We start from the raw sequence: 16,174 nt of genomic DNA, 5'->3' as shown, positions 1-16,174 counted from the left end.
GTCAGTGCATCAGCACCAGCAACGCGCCCGGCTGCTTCGGGTGCGGGAGCACGTCGGCCTGGACACCATAGACATCGTACAGATTGGCCGGGGTCAGCACCTCGGCGGGACTTCCCTCGGCCACCCGGGTGCCGTCAGTCAATAGCATGATGCGGTCGCACCATTGCGCCGCCAGGTTGACATCGTGCACGATGACCAGCACGCCCACGCCCTGCTCCCGCGCCAGATTGCGGGCGGTGCGCAGCAGATCGATCTGATGCCGCGGGTCGAGGTTGGAGATGGGTTCATCGAGCATCAGATAGCGCGGTGTGCCGTCCGGTGCGGCCTGGCATTGCGTGAGGACGCGGGCAAACTGCACCCGCTGCTGTTCGCCGCCGGACAGTTCCAGATAGCGACGCTGTGCCAGATGGCTCACGCCAGCCTGCTGCAGGCAGCTGTCGCACAGCTCGTTGACCTGCTGCGTGCTCAGTTCAATAAAGGGGTAGGCGCCCATGGCCACCACTTCGTGTACGCCGAGATCGAAAGACAAGGAGGGTTTCTGCGGTAGTACCGCACGCTGGCGGGCCTGTTGGCCGGCCCTGATCTGCGCTAAAGGCCGCCCGTTGAGATCGACGCTGCCGGCGATGGGCGTCAGTTCGCCGGACAGGCAGGCCAGCAGGGTAGATTTGCCCGCGCCGTTGGCGCCGAGCAAACCGAGCATCTGGCCGGGCATCAACGTCAGGCAGACGTCGGTCAGGACACGCTCGCCGCCGCGCTCCAGAGTGACTTGATGGGCGTGTAGTGTCATCAGAAGCGCCGTCCTCGCGCCAACAGCCAAAGGAAGAACGGGCCACCAACCAACGCGGTCACCAGGCCGATGGGTAGCTCGGCGGGGACGACCACGATACGAGCCAACCAATCGGCCAGAGCCAGCGCCACGGCGCCAGCCAGTATGCAGGCAGGCAGCAGCAGCCGATGGTTGGCCCCCAAACCCATGCGCACCAGATGCGGCACAACCAATCCGACAAAACCAATGCCGCCGGTCGCGGCAACCAGGGGGCCGACGACCAGCGCGGTCACGAGGATGAGCTTGCGGCGCAGCCGTGACAAAGCGAAACCCAGATGCTGGGCTTCCCGCTCGCCAAGCAGCAGCGCGTTCAAGGCCCGCCATTGCCGCATGAGCCAGACGCACCAGAACAAGGTCCAGGGTGCCAGGAACGCCAGGATGGACCATCGTGCGCCGGCCAGGCTGCCCATGTTCCAGAAGGTGAGGTCGCGCAATTGCGCATCGCTGGCAATGAACGTGAGCAGCCCGAGGACGGCGCCGCAGATGGCGTTGATGGCAATGCCAGCTAACAGCAGGCCAGAGACGCCCTGAACGCGCTGGCCCAGCACATACGCACAGGCCGTTGCCGCCAGGCTGCCTGCGAAGGCGGCCGAAGCGGTCAGGAAAAAACCGCCCGCGCCCAGCACGATGGCGGCCACGGCACCCAGGGCACCGCCGAGCGAAATGCCCACCAGGCCAGGCTCGGCCAGGGGGTTGCGAAACAAGGCCTGCATGGTCGCACCACAGATGGCCAGTGCGGCTCCGGCCACCAGGGCAAACGCCACGCGGGGCAGCCGGATATCCCAGATAATGTTCTGCCACAGGGCATCGTCGGCCCCGCCTCGACCGGTAAGCAGTCGCGGCAGCGCCGACAGGGGAATCGAGACCGCGCCGCTGGCCGTGGCCAATAGTGCCACCACGACCAATGCGCTAGCGAGGCCAGCGAATATCCAGCGCGCTCGGGCCGCCTCAGTGGCCTGTGCCATGCTGGATGCAAGGTTGCTGTTTGAGGAAGCTGATGGCTTGGCCCAGCCGCGGGCCGGTGCTCAAGGCAAGCAGATCGTCCATGGCGATGATGCATTGATTGCGGGCGGCCGGCGTGCCGGACAGGCCGGGCTGCTGCGCCAGCTTGGACAAGCCTCCCGACGCCGCGGCAGAGGCTTCGGTCACGATGATGACTTGCGGGGCCAGAGCGCCGATGCCTTCGGCCGACAGGGGTTTGTAGCCTTGCTGGGTGGCCATGACATTTTCCAGGCCTGCCATGCGCAACACCATATCGGCCGCCGTGCCACCGCCGGCAGCCTGAGGGGTGCCGGTGCGATTGAGCAGCAGTACCACGCGTTTGCCGGAGGCAGGCAGCGCCTGCGCCGCGGCGAGGTTCTGGCGTACCTGGGCGAGCAGTCTTTCGCCCTCGGGGCCAGCATGCAGCGCCTGGGCAACCTGGTCGATGCGCTTTTCGAGCGACTGTACCGACGGCTCGTCGGAGACATGGACGACCTTGACGCCAACTTCGCTCAGGCGCTTGAGTGCCTCGGGTGGTCCGGACTGCTCGGAAGCCAGCACCAGATCTGGCTTGAGCGCCAGCACCCCCTCGATCGGCACGCTGCGGTAGTAGCCCACGCGCGGCAGCCGGGTGGCAGCCTCGGGGTAGAGGCTGGAGAGGTCATCGCCGACCAGCCTGTCTCCCTTGCCCAGCGCGTAGACGATTTCCGTCACGCTTCCGCCCAGAGTGACGACGCGGTCAGCCGCCTGTGCCGACAGACTCAGGCAAGCTCCGAGTACGGCGCCGAACAGTCTTTTCATATACAGCTCAAGCGGCCAGCGGCTCAGCGCAAAGGCCTGTCATAAGTTCTCGCCAGGCGGGCAGCTCAGGCTTTCCGGGTTTGCGTTCGCCAAAAAACTGCACGATCAGATCGCCGTTGGACGCATAGATTTCCAGCGACGTCACCCAGCCATCGGAAGTCGGCTTGTTGACCACCCAGGCCTGCGCAATGGCGTCGGTATTCAAGTGCAGATTAAAGCGCGGGTCGAGCACATTGAACCAGGGGCCGGTGCGTCGCAGATTATGCACCGCGCCGGTGTGGATCTGGATCATGCCGCGGTTGCCGACAAAGCACATGATGGACAGTCCACTGGCGGCCGCCTGTGTGAGCATGCGTTCGGCGGCATCGGCCGGCACCTGCTGGGCCAGATCGGTGCCGGCAGCGAGCAGCGCGGCCTGGCGCACAACGTTGAACTTGCGCAAGAGCGGGAAAAACTCATGCGTGTCCTTCATGGCCAGCCAGGCCTGGCGCAGTGCCTGCGGGTCGGCCACGCGGTCTTCTGCGGCGGTGGCGGCAATCGGTTGCGGGACGGGCCAGACAGGCGCTGCGGCGAACGTGTCGACCAGAGCCTGCCAAGCGGCCAGGTCGGTGCTTTCAGTGCGATAGACTTTATGAACGGCCACGCCTTCGGCGTCGAAGAATTGCAAGCTGTGGCGCCCATCCTGCTCGACGGCCCAGGCCGAACGCCAGCAATTGAAGAAGACGCGCAGATCGATGTCCGGGCCGAGCACCAGCCCCACCGCGCCTTGCGCCTGGATGTCTTCGTAGCGGCCGTGGCGCTCGTGCACGCACCACTCGTTGCGCGTGAGGGCCATCACTTCGCCGAGGGTGCCCAGTTCGCGGAAAATAGCTTGGGCCTCGCCGTTCAGGGCGGTCACGCGGGCCCCGCCACAGCCGGCGGCAACCCATTCTGCTTCGCTCACGCCCAGCGCCTGGGCAGCGTTGCGGGCACGTTGCGCCGGTTGGCTGGCCGCGTAAGCGTCGTGGCGCGCACGCAGATCATGGGCGCGCTGGTCAAAAGAAACATGGTTCATGCGTTTTCTCCTAGATCCGGCGGGCGGAGCCTGGCCCCGCCCGCGCAAGGGGGGGTCAGTATTGATAGGTCAGGGACAGGCGGACGCTGCGTCCGGGTTCGGTGTACCAGTCTACCGGGCGCGCGATGGCTGTGGCGCCGGCCGTCGGTACATTGATCGCTTCCCAGTATTTTTTATCGAACAGGTTGAATACGCCCAACTGTACCTGCATGCCCTTGACAGTGGCCGGGCGCCAGTAGGCCATCAGATCCACAACGCCATAGCCGGGCGCCTGAAAGTCTGGATAAGGCGTGGCGCTGGAGGCATCCGGATACTCGACCTTGTTGTGCTTGCGCGCGGCGGTGAGCGTGGCGTCCACCCCCCACTGATCGCGGGCATAGCCCAGGCCCAGCACGGCCTTGAGCGCCGGGATGGAGTTCAGGTATTGTCCCGTGCCCTGGTCCTTGCCCACGGCCCATGCCAGCGAGCCCCAGGTGCGCCAGTTGGGGGCGAACTTCCAGTGGGCCGAGGCTTCGGCGCCGTAGATGCGCACGCGGTCACGATTGACGATACCGGTCACGCCCAGCGGATACTGACCGGCCCAGCCCGGCTGCCATTGCAGCGAGCTGGCGTCGATGGGCACGTTCTTGTCGATGAAGTTCTGGTAGCGGTTGTCGAAGAAGGACAGCGCGCCGCCCAGGGCCTCGTCGCCCAGTTTGGTGCCCAGCTCCCAGCCCTTGCTGGTTTCGGGTTTGAGATAGGGGTTGCCCACCCGCAGATAGGTGCCGGCCCCGCCATAGTTGGTGTAGAGCTCGCTGGCGTTGGGCGCACGGTAGCCAAAGCCGTACTGCGCATAGAAAGTGACCTGCTCCTGGGCTTTCCAGGTGCCAAGCAGCTTGGGCGAGAAGCGTCCGCCCGAGGACGACGGCGGCAGCGTGCCTTGCGAGTTGGCGTTGCTGTCGTAGCCATCGCTGGACTGGGGCTTTTGCTCGTAGTGGTCGTAGCGCAGCGAAGGCGTCAGCGTGTAGCGGCCATCGGCGAAGCTGAACTCATCTTGCGCCCAGAAGGCGAACTGGCTGCCCTTGACGTGCGGCATGTCGGCCTGATTGGTGTGCAGCAGATCGCAAAGGCGCGGGCCGAAGGGCGCGCGCATGCCGCTCGGAATGGCCGGGCAGTTGTCGTAGCCGTCGGAATACTGCTGCGTGCGGTTGCCCATCCACTCGCCACCGAGTGTCACGCGTTGGGCGACCGTGCCCTCGAAACGGTGGCTGGCTTCGCCGCTGACTCCGAACAGCGCTTCGCGGATGGAATTGCTGCGGCCGTATGCGCCCGACGGGTAGCCATAGAGGTAGGGATCGCGCGGGATGATGGAGGCGCGGCTGTCGACGCTGCGCTGGCCGTCGAGCGCGTTGTCCAGCGTGACCCGTTGCCAATAGATGTCCGCCGTGGCGCTGTCGATCAGGCCGCCAGCCGTTGGCGCGGTGTATTGATAGTCGAGGGAGACGCGCTCGCGCTTGGTGGTCTTGACGGTGGAGTTGCCTCCGATCAGGTAGCTGGTGCCGGGCCCCTGTTCGTACATATTGTCCAGCGTGCCTTTGCGCTTGAAGTACTCGCCGGTCAGGCCGAAGCGATGGCCTCCGTCGATTTTTTGCTGCAGCTTGGCCAGGAAGTTCTGCTGGGTGTAGTTCTCGGGCGTGGGTTCGTCGCGTTTGGGGCCGTAGCCGCCGACATCGCCGCGGTTGTCCAGCGCGTGGCCGGCGCGCGCGCCAGCCTGAATCAGCCACGAGGTGTTTTCCTGCAGGCGTCCGGCCAGCGCGGCATTGGCGCCGCGGCTGGTATCGGCCGAGTCATAGTCGATTTTGGCCAGTGCGCCGAAGTTGCGGTCGTCCCGCAGCAGATCGGAGGGATCCAGGGTGTGCAGGTCGGCCATGCCGCCCAGGGCGCCCGAGCCGGCTTTGGTCGAATCGGCGCCGCGCACGATATCCAGCCGCGACAGGGTGTTGAAGTCCACCGCCTCCAGTCCGCCTTTGACGCCGCGCGCGCCGTCGTCCAGGAAAGGCAGGCGGATGCCGTCGATGCGGGTCAGCACGCGGTCCTGGTCCAGCCCGCGGATGTTGATGCTGTTGTTCTGGCGGTTGAACGTCACGCCCGGGTCCAGCCGTTTGCTGACGTCGCTCCAGCTGTAGGCCATGGCGGCGTCCAGTTCGGGCCGCGTGGTGACCGTGTTCCAGGCGGGATCGGCGCGCGTGCTCTCGCCTTCGACGGAGACGGGGGCAATTGGGGCACGTTGCCGGCCGGGCGGACGACGTAAGTGCCATTGCCCTGCCGGGTGGCCACCAGCGGGGTGCCGGCCAGCAGTCGGGCCAGCGCCTGCTCGGGGGTGTAGTTGCCGTGCAGGCCGGGGCTCTTGAGCCCCGCCACGGCCGAGGGCTCGTACAGCAGCGTCAGGCCGGCCTGATCGGCATAGCGGGCCAGCGCGTCAGCCAGCGGCGCGGCCTCGATCTGATAGCTGCGCGGGACCGTCTGCTGGGCCAGCGCGGGCACGGACAAGCCCAGCGCCAGGGCCAGAGCTGTCAGGGCCGTGGCGCGCGCCAGTCTGAGCGAGCGGACGGAGGAGAAAGAAGCTGCGGGAGGAGTTACAGGTGCCATGAGGTCGTTCCGATCAGAGGTAGCCGTTGCTTCCCATGACCGTTGAGCAGTTCAAACCGGACAGCTTATGCCCCGCTTTTTTGTAACAGGAATCATTCAGGTTTCCAGGGGCCCGATCGTGACCCAGTAAGGGGTACGGGTGTGGACGGTGACCGGCAGCAAAGCGGGCAAGGCGCGCAGCACGCCGGCCGTGTTGTCGAGTTGGAAGGTGCCCGAGACGCGCAGTTGCGCCACGGCGGGATCGCAACGCACGATGCCGCGGCGGTGCCGGGCGATTTCGGCCGCGAACTCGGCCAGCGACATGTCGCGCGCCTGGAGCACGCCGCGCAGCCAGGCAGGCTGGCTGTCGGGGACCGTGGGCAGCGCGTGCAGAGCCGTGCTGTCGAACCAGGCGGTGCGCGGAGCGGGCATGGTGGCGGGTGAGCCGAACGCGGGCTGGACGCGCACATGGCCTTCGTAGACTTCCACGCGGCAGCCATCGTCCTGCAGGCGCAGGGCAAAACGCGCCTGCTGCGCCATGACCTGGCCTTGCGGCGTCTGGGCCACGCAGGCGCGGGCGCCGGCACGGACATAGATTTCGCCCACGCGCAGGCGCAGGCCATCGGGGGTGAGATCCAGGGCCGTGGCGCTGTTGAGCGTGATCTGGGCGCCGTCGGGCAGCGTGATGTCGCGCCGCTCGCCGGGCGCGCTGCGGTATTCGGCGAACAGGCCGGCCTGCTCGCCGCCGCGCCAGGCGGCCCAGGCCGCCGGCGTGGCCAGGATGAGGCCGGCCAGGGATTTGAGGGCGGCGCGGCGGGCCTTGAAGGCCGGCCGGCCCAGGGTAGCGCGGGCCAGTTCGGGCGGCAGGCCGCCCAGCAGATCACTGACGCGCTGGGCGCGTTGCCAGGCCTGTTCGTGCAGCGCATTGCGCGCGCGCCAGCGTTCGCAGGCGGCCATGTCTTCGACACTGGCCTGCCCCGAGGCCAGTTGCATGAGCCAGCGGGCGGCTTCGCGGGCGACGCGGCGGTCTATCGTGCCTTCGGGATTCATGCGTCGTTCAGCGCCAGAATGCACTGCTCGTAGGCGCGCAGGATATGGCGCTGCACGGTGCGCACCGAAATCTGCAGTTGCTCGGCGATCTGGGCATGGGACAGGTGCTCGATCTGAGCCAGCAGGAAGGCCGTACGCGTTTTGGCCGGCAGGGCGGCGAGCAGGGCGTCGATCTGATCCAGGGTTTCGAGGACGAGCAGGCGCTGCTCAGGCGAGGGGGCGCATTCGAGCGGCAGCACCGCCAGCGCCTCTTCATAGGCGCGCTCCAGCGAGCGGCGCCGGTAGTGGTTCAGCAGCAGGCGCCCGGCGATCGTGACCAGATATGCCCGGGGTTCGCGCACGGCGGACAGCTCGCGGCGATGGCGCAGCACGCGCAGGAAAGTGTCCTGAGCGAGGTCGGCAGCATCGAAACTATTGCCGAGTTTCTTGCGCAACCAGCCATTGAGCCAGCCGTGGTGCTCGGCGTAGAGACGATGGACGTCGTCTTGGGAGGCGGAAAACACGTAAGCGCCCATTGTAAATGAAAATAACTCTCATTCTATTAAATGATGGCGAAACTGCAATCGGAATTTGTCCCTCCCTGCCGGGCATCCGTCCTCGTCCCAAGTGGTGCGGGGCTTCTGCGGCGGATGCCTGAGAGGGAAAACCGGCTCTTGGCCGGGGGCTGTTTCAGCCGCTGTTGCCAAGTCGCAACAGACGACGCGTAAAGCTTCCGCCGCGTCGGACGTTGTTCTTTTCCCCAGGCGGCTATGCGAAAATGGCGCCACACCGGCCCTGTTGCCGCTGACCTTTTTAGGTATTACCCCACCTTGAAGCCCCTGCATTTGATCCGCTGCGCTCTGGCGAGCGCGGGGATGCTGTTGAGCCTGTCCGCGGCCGCGGCCCCGATCTTCGTGCTCAACTCGCTGAACGCCAACGTCAGCATCATTGACCCTGCCACCTATACCGAGTTGCGGCGTGTGCCGACTGGCAAGGAGCCGCATCACCTCTATCTGACTCCCGACGAGAAATCGCTCATGGTGGCCAACGCCCTGAGCGATACCATCACGTTGATGGATCCGCGCACTGGCGAAATCCAGCGCACGCTCACCGGCATTGTCGATCCCTATCAGTTGCGCTTTTCGCCCGACATGAAGTGGTTCGTCACGGCAGCCAACCGTCTGGACCACATCGACATCTATGAGTACAAGCCGCTAGGTCAGGGCAAGGGATTCGACCTCAAACTGGTCAAGCGCGTGTCGGCAGGCAAGACGCCGAGTCATATCGCCATCGACAGCAAGAGCAAGGTCACTTATGTGTCACTGCAAGACAGCGATCAGGTAATGGCGATAGACCTGGCCACGCAGAAGCCGCTGTGGACGATACCGGTGGGCAAGACGCCGGCCGATGTCTTCATCACCGCCGATGACAAGACACTGTTGGTGGCGCTGACCGGCGACAATTATGTCGAGGCGTACGACCTGACGGCCAGACCGGCCAAACTCATCAAGCGCATCAAGGCCGGCGCTGGCGCGCATGCCTTCCGTGCCCAGGGAGATGGCCGCCATCTGTTCGTGAGCAACCGCAGCGCCAACACGATCAGCCGCATCGACACGCGTGCGCTGGAGGTGACGGATACCTTCGCTGCGCCCGGCGGCCCGGATTGCATGGATGTGTCCAAGGACGGCAAACTGCTGTTTGTCACGTCGCGCTGGGCGGGCAAGCTGACGATCATCGATCTCGAGAAGAAAACCGTCAGCAAACAGGTCCGCGTGGGCAAGTCCCCGCACGGGGTATGGACGCTGAATCATGCGCCGGCGCGCTGACAGACACCGGAGTCTGGCGGCCGGCCTGCTGGCCGCCGCGTTCTCGCAAACCCTGGCCGCGCCTGCGGCGGCCGTCTGTGAGAAGCCGGTTTATCTGACTTTCGATACCGGACACATGGGGGTGGCCAGGCATATTGCCGAGGTGCTCAAGCGCCAGGGCGTGCGCGCCACTTTCTTTTTGGCCAATGAGCGCACGCTCACCGACGGCAGCAGCCTGGATGCCCAATGGGCGCCCTGGTGGAAGACGATGGCGGCCCAGGGGCATGTGTTCGGGTCTCATACCTACGATCATGTCTATTGGCGTGGCGATCTGCCGGACGGCAGGTTCCGTGTGCGTCCCAGCGCCGGACCCGACAATGGCAAGACCGCGACCTGGACCGCGGCGCAGTACTGCGACGAGATCAAACGGTCTGCGAAACGGTTCACTGAGATGACGGGCAAGACCCTGTTGCCGCTATACCGCGCGCCGGGCGGCAAAGCATCGCCCGCCCTGCTGGCGGCCGCTCGCCAATGCGGTTTCGCCCACGTTGGCTGGGCCGATGCCGGATTCCTGGGAGACGAGCTGCCCAGCGACAAGTACCCCAACACCGCGTTGCTCGAGCAAGCCTTGCGACGCATCCGGCCAGGGGATATTCTGCTTGCGCACCTGGGCATCTGGTCGCGCAAGGATCCGTGGGCGCCGGCAGTGCTCGAGCCCTTGATCACCGGCTTGAAGGCCAAGGGCTTTTGTTTTGCCACGCTCGATACGCATCCGGCGTATGTCTCGTGGCTTGCCACGCATCATTGATCCCCCATGGAAACACTCAGCCAGCTGTTTTCACAATGCCAGGAATGGCTGTTCGAAGCCGTTGTGCAGCCGCTGCTCTTTCATCTTGGCCTGGCCAGCATCATCGAAGACGCCTATGACGGCACGATGTGGCTGTTGGTCGGCCTGATTCAGATCGTCATCATGGTGACGGTGTTCGGGGCGCTGGAGCGTTGGAGGCCCGTCGAGGCGGTACGTGATCGCCAGCAGGTTTTCGTGGACGTGCTGTACACCCTGGTGCATCGTCTGGGGCTGTTCCGGATTCTGTTGTTCTTCACGATCGAGCCGCTCTGGGATGGCGTTTTCGGTACGCTGCATACCTGGGGCCTGGCAACCTTCCAGCTTGATCAGATATGGCCCGGGGTCACCGACGGGCCCTGGACCAGCCTGCTGCTTTACCTGTTGATCTTCGACCTGGTGGATTACTTCTACCATCGCGCGCAGCATCGTTTCGCCTGGCTCTGGGCGCTGCACGCGTTGCATCACAGCCAGCAGCAGATGACACTCTGGAGCGACAACCGCAACCATCTTCTCGATGACATGTTGCGCGATGTAGTCATCGTGCTGGTTTCGCAGTTGATCGGCGTGCCACCGGCGCAGTTCGTGGCGGTAGTCGCCATCACGCAGCTCACCGAAAGCCTGTCGCATGCCAATCTGCGCGCCAGCTTTGGGTGGCTGGGTGCGCGCCTGATCGTCGGGCCGCGCTTTCATCGTCAGCATCATTCGATCGCGTATGACGCTTCGGCGCCGGCGCCGGGGCCGGCGGGCGGCTACAACTTTGCCGCCCTGTTCCCGGTCTGGGACATGCTGTTTCGCACCGCACGCTTCGATGGCGACTATGGGCCAACCGGCATACATGACCAGTTGCCGCAAGGCGGCAGCCGGGACTACGGACGAGGTTTCTGGGCCCAGCAATGGCTGGGCATGAAACGGCTATGTGCGCGGTCTAGGTCGCGGCGCTCGGATCGTGCGCCTGCTTCTTGATGGCGCCGTGGCGGTTTTCCATTTCCTGACGCAGGGCGCGGCGCTGTTTGGCGGCTTCGAATCGTTGCCGTTCCTCGAGCGTGCGTAGCTCCAGCGCCGGTACGGCGGTGGGCTGGCCCTGTTCGTCGACGGCCACCATGGTGAAATAACAGCTGTTGGTGTGGCGCACCAGCTTGCGCCGGATGTCCTCGGTCACGACTTTGATGCCCACCTCCATGGAGGTGCGCCCGGTGTAATTGACCGCGGCCAGGAACGTGACCAGCTCGCCCACATGGATGGGCTCGCGAAACACCACCTGATCGACCGAGAGCGTGACGACGTAGTGGCCGGCGTACCGGCTCGCACAGGCGTAGGCCACCTGATCCAGATATTTGAGAATGGTGCCGCCGTGCACATTGCCTGAGAAATTCGCCATGTCCGGCGTCATCAGGATGGTCATCGAAAGCTGGTGGCTGAAAGCGTCTTCCATGATGATCTTGCAAGTGGGAAAGCGGCTATCGTACCCGGCTATTGCTGCGTGGCGGTGCCGTCCGGCGTGCTTATCGGCTGCGCGGCGCGCAGCGCCGGCGGATTCCAGCGGCCATCCAGTGCCGCCGCCGCGGGCAGGTATACCCTCAGCAAGATGTTGACGTCTGGTCCGGACAGGGGCAGCCAATTGTCGCGGTCGGCCTCGGGTGGGGGCGCCTCCTGCAGATAAAGCTCCAGCGATCCGTCGGGATTAAAGCGCAACGGATCCCGGTCGCCCACGCTCTGGCGCCGGGGCGCATCGGCGAGCGGCTGGCCCCGAGCATCGAAGGCGGCCAGCCTCCAGAACCCGTCTCCCGGCGGCAGCTCGTCGGGTTCGAAGCGCAGGACATAGCGCTTGCCGGCATCGATGGGCAGCCCATCGGCATCGCTTGCCAAGCGCAGCACCAGCACATCCTCGGCCAGTTCCACGCCGGGTTGGCGCCAAGCCATGTTTGCCCGCTTGAGGTAGGCGCTGCCGTAGGCACCTATCGCCTGCCGTTCGGCCACCCATCCGTGCGCGGCCGGTTGCGGCGCCAGGGCTGCGATGTATGCCGGCCCTACGCTAGCGGCATGGCGCAGGGCTTGCTGCACGCCATTGTCCTGGCGCGCGCGAAATCAAACTGCTGACCGGGGATGACACCGACACGGCGCAAGCGTGCCAGCATGGGTTGATCGATGGCGTGGGGCGGTGTTTTGCGCAGCAGTTCCGCGGCATAGCTGAAAAACGCGTCGGCCGGCATCGTAGCCAGCAACTGAGCGACCGGTGTGGTCGCATCCAGCTTTGGATCGGAAGTCAACTGCATGGATTGCGCGCCTCGATTCCAGTCCTGCAGCGGCGTCAGAATGAAGGCGTCCTGCAATTGCTGCGTCTCGCCGGCCTCGCCTGCCTGCAACAGACCTCGTAGCCAGACCTGCGGGGTCGGCGCGCCGATGCGTTGCATGCCCGCCGGCAATGGTGTCATCCAGCCGGGTGGCACCACCGCGTAATTGCCGCGCCCCGTGCCGGTGCTGCGCTTGCCCACCGTGGCGAAGGCATCGCTCCAGAGGTCATGCAGCGTCAGGGTATAGAGCCTGCCTTGAGTGGGCGGCACAGAAATCACCACTGGGCCGGCACTCAAGTCCAGCCAGGCGCTCAGGCGCAGCATGTCGGCATGGGGCCAGGCCGAGCCCGCGGCCTGGCCGCGCTGCATCCAGAAGCGGTTGGCCGCCGCGTGCCCGGGCAGCTGGGCTGTCTTGGGCGAGATGGCCTGGCGTCGCATCAAGTCCATCGACACCAGAGGATAGAGATACACGTAGGCGTCCAGCGCCAGGCGCTGCATCTCGGCGGCGGCGGGCGAGAGCGCGGATGCGGGCGCGGCGTGAGCCTGGCCTGGCGCGGGCGCAAGCATGACGGCCAGCGTCAGAGCCGCCGCGCACAGCCCGCGCATCCGAGCGGCAGAATCAATAATGAATTTTCTTCCCATTCGCATCGAAAAAGAGGGAGGCATGGCCGGCATCGTATCAGTGCCGCGCAGCGCTAAAATCGCCGAATACACCGCCTTCTTGATCTATATCGTTGTTTGTGCGGTGCGCAATTGATATAGGCGTTGCAAGCATCCTATACTGCCTGTATCACCGACGTCTGTCGTGTCTTTACAAGAGGCAGAAGCGGGCGTCAGTTTCCTCCACCCAGAAGGGAGTGCTTCATGCTCAACATGAATCGCCGCCAGTTCTTCAAGGTGACAGGGTCGACGCTGGCCGGTTCGAGCCTGGCAATGTTGGGCGTCGCGCCCGGCAACGCCATGGCCGAAGTGCGCCAGTACAAGCTTGCGCGCATGAAAGAAACGCGCAACACCTGTCCCTACTGTTCGGTCGCCTGTGGCATCTTGATGTACGGGCTTGGCCACGGCGCCAAGAACGCCAAGGCCAGTATCGTTCACATCGAAGGCGATGCCGATCATCCGGTCAACCGCGGGACCCTCTGTCCCAAGGGGGCTGGCCTGATCGATTTCATTCACAGCCCCAATCGCCTTACCTATCCGGAGTACCGCGCGCCGGGCTCGGATAAATGGCAGCGTGTGTCCTGGGACGAGGCGATGACGCGCATCGCCAAGCTCATGAAGGACGACCGCGACGCCAACTTCGTGCAGAAGACGGCTGACGGCAAGACCGTCAATCGCTGGCTGACCACCGGCATGCTTGCGGCGTCGGCCAGCAGCAACGAGGTCGGCTACATCACGCACAAAGTTGTGCGCAGCATGGGAATGCTTGCATTCGACAACCAAGCTCGTGTCTGACATGGTCCGACGGTGGCAGGTCTTGCCCCGACGTTTGGCCGTGGAGCGATGACGAACCATTGGGTCGACATCAAGAATGCGGATGTAGTGCTGATCATGGGTGGCAATGCCGCCGAGGCCCACCCTTGCGGGTTCAAATGGGTCACGGAAGCCAAAGCCCATAACAAAGCCAAATTGCTGGTCGTGGACCCGCGCTTTACGCGCTCGGCGTCCGTGGCGGATTTCTACGCGCCCATACGTACCGGAACGGATATCGTCTTTCTGGGTGGGGTGATCCATTACCTGCTCGAAAACGACAAGGTCCAGCACGAGTACGTACGCAACTACACCGACTTCTCGTTCATCGTTCGCGAGGACTTCGCGTTCGAAGATGGCATCTACTCGGGCTACAACCCCGAGAAGCGCAGTTATGACAAAGCCTCGTGGGATTACGAGCGCGGTGAGGACGGCTTCGTCAAGACCGACCCGACACTGCAGCACCCGCGCTCGGTCTACCAGTTGCTCAAGCAGCACTATGCGCGCTATACGCCCGAGATGGTCGAGCGCGTCTGTGGCACGCCGGTGGACAAGTTCCATCACGTCTGCGAGACACTCGCGTCGACGGCCACGACCGATCGGGCAGCCACCATCCTGTATGCACTGGGCTGGACGCAACACTCCATCGGCTCGCAGATCATTCGCACCGGCGCCATGCTGCAACTGCTGCTGGGCAATATCGGCGTGGCTGGCGGTGGCATGAATGCGCTGCGCGGCCACTCCAACATCCAGGGGCTGACCGATCTGGGGTTGATATCCAATCTGCTGCCGGGCTACATGACGCTGCCCAATGAGGGCGAGCAGGATTTCGGCAAGTACATCGACGTACGTGCGCAAAAGCCGCTGCGCCCCAACCAGTTGAGCTATTGGCAGAATTACAAGAAGTTCCACGTCAGCCTCATGAAGGCCTGGTGGGGCGCAGCCGCCACGGCGGAAAACAACTGGGGCTACGACTATCTGCCCAAGCTGGACAAGCTCTACGACATGCTGCAGACGTACGAGCTGATGAATCAGGGCAAGGTCAATGGCTATATCTGCCAGGGCTTCAATCCGCTTGCCGCCGCGCCCAATAAAGCCAAGATGACCGCGGGCTTCTCCAAGCTCAAGTTCCTGGTCATCATGGATCCGCTGGCCACCGAAACGTCGGAATTCTGGCGCAACGTGGGCGAGCACAACGACGTCGATTCGAGCAAGATCCAGACTGAAGTCTTCCGGTTGCCCACCACCTGTTTTGCCGAGGAAGAAGGCGCATTGGTCAATTCCGGCCGCTGGTTGCAGTGGCATTGGAAGGGGGCCGAGCCTCCGGGCGAGGCGCGCAGCGATATCGAGATCATGTCCGATCTCTATACCCGCATGCGCGAGATGTATCGCAAGGATGGCGGCGTTTATCCCGATCCCATCGTCAACCTGTCCTGGCCGTATTCCAATCCGGAAAGCCCCACTGCGGTGGAGTTGGCCAAGGAGTACAACGGCCGTGCGCTCGTTGACCTGACCGACCCCAAGGATCCCACCCGCGTGACGCGCAAGGGCGGCGAGCAGTTGGCCGGGTTTGCCGAATTGCGCGACGACGGTACGACCGCCAGCGGCTGCTGGATTTTCGCGGGTGCCTGGACCGAGGCCGGCAACCTCATGGCTCGCCGCGACAATAGCGATCCCACCGGCATCGGGCAGACCCTGAACTGGGCCTGGGCGTGGCCGGCCAATCGCCGGGTGCTCTATAACCGTGCGTCCTGCGACGTCGAAGGCAAGCCCTTCAATCCGCGCCGCAGCCTGATCTCCTGGAACGGCAAGGCCTGGACGGGTGCCGATATTCCGGACTTCAAGGGCGACGAGAATCCTGCCGGTGGCATGGGTCCTTTCATCATGAACCCCGAGGGTGTGGCTCGCTTTTTCGCCCGCGGCGGCATGGCCGAAGGCCCCTTCCCCGAGCACTACGAGCCCTTCGAGAATCCGCTGGGTTACAACCCGCTGCATCCCAAGCAGCCGTTGGCCATCAGCAATCCGGCCGCGCGCGTGTTCAAGTCGGACCTCGAAGCCATGGGCCGAGTGGAGGACTTTCCGTATGTGGCCACCACCTACCGCCTGACCGAGCATTTCCATTACTGGACCAAGAACGTCAGGCTCAATGCCATCCTGCAGCCCGAGCAATTCGTCGAGATCGGCGAGGCGCTGGCCAAGGAACTGGGCATCGCCAACGGTTCACGAGTGAGAGTCTCGTCCAAACGCGGCCATATCACGGCCGTGGCGCTGGTGACCAAGCGGATCAAGGCGCTGACCGTCGAAGGCCGCACCGTGCACCAGGTGGGCATTCCCATTCACTGGGGCTTCGTGGGGATCGCAAAACCCGGCTTTCTGGCCAATACGCTGACGCCTTTCGTGGGCGACGGCAATAGTCAGACGCCCGAGTTCAAGTCCTTCCTGGTCAAGGTCGAGAAGGCATAG

The 16,174-nt window shown here is 64.5% G+C and carries 14 protein-coding genes and 1 pseudogene; 5 read left to right on the top strand and 10 right to left on the bottom strand.

Translation table 11 applies throughout. The annotated features are described in order from the left end of the window. Position 1: 1 nt before the first annotated feature. From LK440_RS15215 to LK440_RS15185, 7 genes and pseudogenes are all read right to left on the bottom strand, one after another. Complete coding sequence (locus LK440_RS15215) at positions 2-787, bottom strand: heme ABC transporter ATP-binding protein (RefSeq protein ID WP_005017894.1); 786 nt, start codon at positions 785-787, stop codon at positions 2-4. Beyond that, complete coding sequence (locus LK440_RS15210) at positions 787-1,791, bottom strand: FecCD family ABC transporter permease (protein WP_005017895.1); 1,005 nt, start codon at positions 1,789-1,791, stop codon at positions 787-789. Before LK440_RS15210 ends, LK440_RS15215 begins: the two co-directional genes overlap by 1 nt. Beyond that, entirely contained in the window at positions 1,775-2,608 is an 834-nt protein-coding gene (locus LK440_RS15205; protein ID WP_005017899.1) for a heme/hemin ABC transporter substrate-binding protein, read from the bottom strand. The genes LK440_RS15210 and LK440_RS15205 overlap by 17 nt, the downstream gene beginning before the upstream one ends. Before the next feature lie 7 nt (positions 2,609-2,615). Next, complete coding sequence (locus tag LK440_RS15200) at positions 2,616-3,662, bottom strand: hemin-degrading factor (RefSeq protein WP_005017902.1); 1,047 nt, start codon at positions 3,660-3,662, stop codon at positions 2,616-2,618. A 55-nt stretch (positions 3,663-3,717) separates the two neighbouring features. Then, a pseudogene (locus tag LK440_RS15195) lies at positions 3,718-6,290 on the bottom strand (TonB-dependent hemoglobin/transferrin/lactoferrin family receptor). A gap of 96 nt (positions 6,291-6,386) precedes the next feature. Beyond that, positions 6,387-7,319, bottom strand: a complete 933-nt coding sequence (locus LK440_RS15190; RefSeq protein WP_005017904.1) for a FecR domain-containing protein — start codon at positions 7,317-7,319, stop codon at positions 6,387-6,389. After that, positions 7,316-7,834: a sigma-70 family RNA polymerase sigma factor gene (locus LK440_RS15185; protein ID WP_005017907.1), complete on the bottom strand. Its 519-nt coding sequence runs from the start codon at positions 7,832-7,834 to the stop codon at positions 7,316-7,318. Before LK440_RS15185 ends, LK440_RS15190 begins: the two co-directional genes overlap by 4 nt. A 294-nt stretch (positions 7,835-8,128) precedes the next feature. Here LK440_RS15185 and LK440_RS15180 point away from each other — a divergent pair, with 294 nt between their 5' ends. The 3 genes from LK440_RS15180 to LK440_RS15170 are packed head-to-tail and all read left to right on the top strand — an operon-like array spanning position 8,129 to position 10,913. Next, positions 8,129-9,124, top strand: a complete 996-nt coding sequence (locus tag LK440_RS15180) for a YVTN family beta-propeller repeat protein (protein ID WP_025341305.1) — start codon at positions 8,129-8,131, stop codon at positions 9,122-9,124. After that, positions 9,108-9,911: a polysaccharide deacetylase family protein gene (locus LK440_RS15175; RefSeq protein WP_005017911.1), complete on the top strand. Its 804-nt coding sequence runs from the start codon at positions 9,108-9,110 to the stop codon at positions 9,909-9,911. Before LK440_RS15180 ends, LK440_RS15175 begins: the two co-directional genes overlap by 17 nt. A 6-nt stretch (positions 9,912-9,917) precedes the next feature. Further along, positions 9,918-10,913, top strand: a complete 996-nt coding sequence (locus LK440_RS15170; RefSeq protein WP_005017913.1) for a sterol desaturase family protein — start codon at positions 9,918-9,920, stop codon at positions 10,911-10,913. Here the strand turns inward: LK440_RS15170 and LK440_RS15165 are convergent. Genes LK440_RS15165 through LK440_RS15155 form a run of 3 tightly spaced genes read right to left on the bottom strand, consistent with a single transcriptional unit; the run spans position 10,876 to position 12,808 of the window. Beyond that, the gene (locus LK440_RS15165; protein WP_005017915.1) at positions 10,876-11,382 is read right to left on the bottom strand and encodes an acyl-CoA thioesterase; all 507 of its coding nucleotides are present in this window, start codon (positions 11,380-11,382) and stop codon (positions 10,876-10,878) included. The genes LK440_RS15170 and LK440_RS15165 overlap by 38 nt on opposite strands. A gap of 38 nt (positions 11,383-11,420) precedes the next feature. Then, positions 11,421-12,011, bottom strand: a complete 591-nt coding sequence (locus LK440_RS15160) for a DUF1214 domain-containing protein (RefSeq protein WP_038543721.1) — start codon at positions 12,009-12,011, stop codon at positions 11,421-11,423. Next, positions 11,978-12,808, bottom strand: coding sequence for a DUF1254 domain-containing protein (locus LK440_RS15155; protein WP_161635721.1), 831 nt, complete (start codon positions 12,806-12,808; stop codon positions 11,978-11,980). The genes LK440_RS15160 and LK440_RS15155 overlap by 34 nt, the downstream gene beginning before the upstream one ends. Here LK440_RS15155 and LK440_RS15150 point away from each other — a divergent pair. After that, entirely contained in the window at positions 12,807-12,998 is a 192-nt protein-coding gene (locus tag LK440_RS15150) for a hypothetical protein (RefSeq protein ID WP_161635720.1), read from the top strand. The two genes, LK440_RS15155 and LK440_RS15150, sit on opposite strands and share 2 nt — an antisense overlap. A gap of 107 nt (positions 12,999-13,105) precedes the next feature. Then, entirely contained in the window at positions 13,106-16,174 is a 3,069-nt protein-coding gene (fdnG, locus tag LK440_RS15145) for a formate dehydrogenase-N subunit alpha (RefSeq protein ID WP_145913103.1), read from the top strand.

Source organism: Bordetella holmesii (assembly GCF_020735985.1).
Taxonomy (GTDB): Bacteria; Pseudomonadota; Gammaproteobacteria; order Burkholderiales; family Burkholderiaceae_B; genus Bordetella; species Bordetella holmesii.
The sequence above is the reverse complement of the archived record's forward strand: the minus strand, read 5'-3'. Positions and strand labels throughout refer to the sequence as shown.

Excerpts from the sequence above, each read along its gene's own strand:
- LK440_RS15215 (WP_005017894.1), bottom strand. The coding sequence starts at position 787 with ATGACACTACACGCCCATCAAGTCACTCTGGAGCGCGGCGGCGAGCGT.
- LK440_RS15210 (WP_005017895.1), bottom strand. The coding sequence starts at position 1,791 with ATGGCACAGGCCACTGAGGCGGCCCGAGCGCGCTGGATATTCGCTGGC.
- LK440_RS15205 (WP_005017899.1), bottom strand. The coding sequence starts at position 2,608 with ATGAAAAGACTGTTCGGCGCCGTACTCGGAGCTTGCCTGAGTCTGTCG.
- LK440_RS15200 (WP_005017902.1), bottom strand. The coding sequence starts at position 3,662 with ATGAACCATGTTTCTTTTGACCAGCGCGCCCATGATCTGCGTGCGCGC.
- LK440_RS15190 (WP_005017904.1), bottom strand. The coding sequence starts at position 7,319 with ATGAATCCCGAAGGCACGATAGACCGCCGCGTCGCCCGCGAAGCCGCC.
- LK440_RS15185 (WP_005017907.1), bottom strand. The coding sequence starts at position 7,834 with ATGGGCGCTTACGTGTTTTCCGCCTCCCAAGACGACGTCCATCGTCTC.
- LK440_RS15175 (WP_005017911.1), top strand. The coding sequence starts at position 9,108 with ATGCGCCGGCGCGCTGACAGACACCGGAGTCTGGCGGCCGGCCTGCTG.
- LK440_RS15170 (WP_005017913.1), top strand. The coding sequence starts at position 9,918 with ATGGAAACACTCAGCCAGCTGTTTTCACAATGCCAGGAATGGCTGTTC.
- LK440_RS15165 (WP_005017915.1), bottom strand. The coding sequence starts at position 11,382 with ATGGAAGACGCTTTCAGCCACCAGCTTTCGATGACCATCCTGATGACG.
- LK440_RS15150 (WP_161635720.1), top strand. The coding sequence starts at position 12,807 with ATGACGGCCAGCGTCAGAGCCGCCGCGCACAGCCCGCGCATCCGAGCG.
- LK440_RS15155 (WP_161635721.1), bottom strand. The coding sequence starts at position 12,808 with ATGCTTGCGCCCGCGCCAGGCCAGGCTCACGCCGCGCCCGCATCCGCG.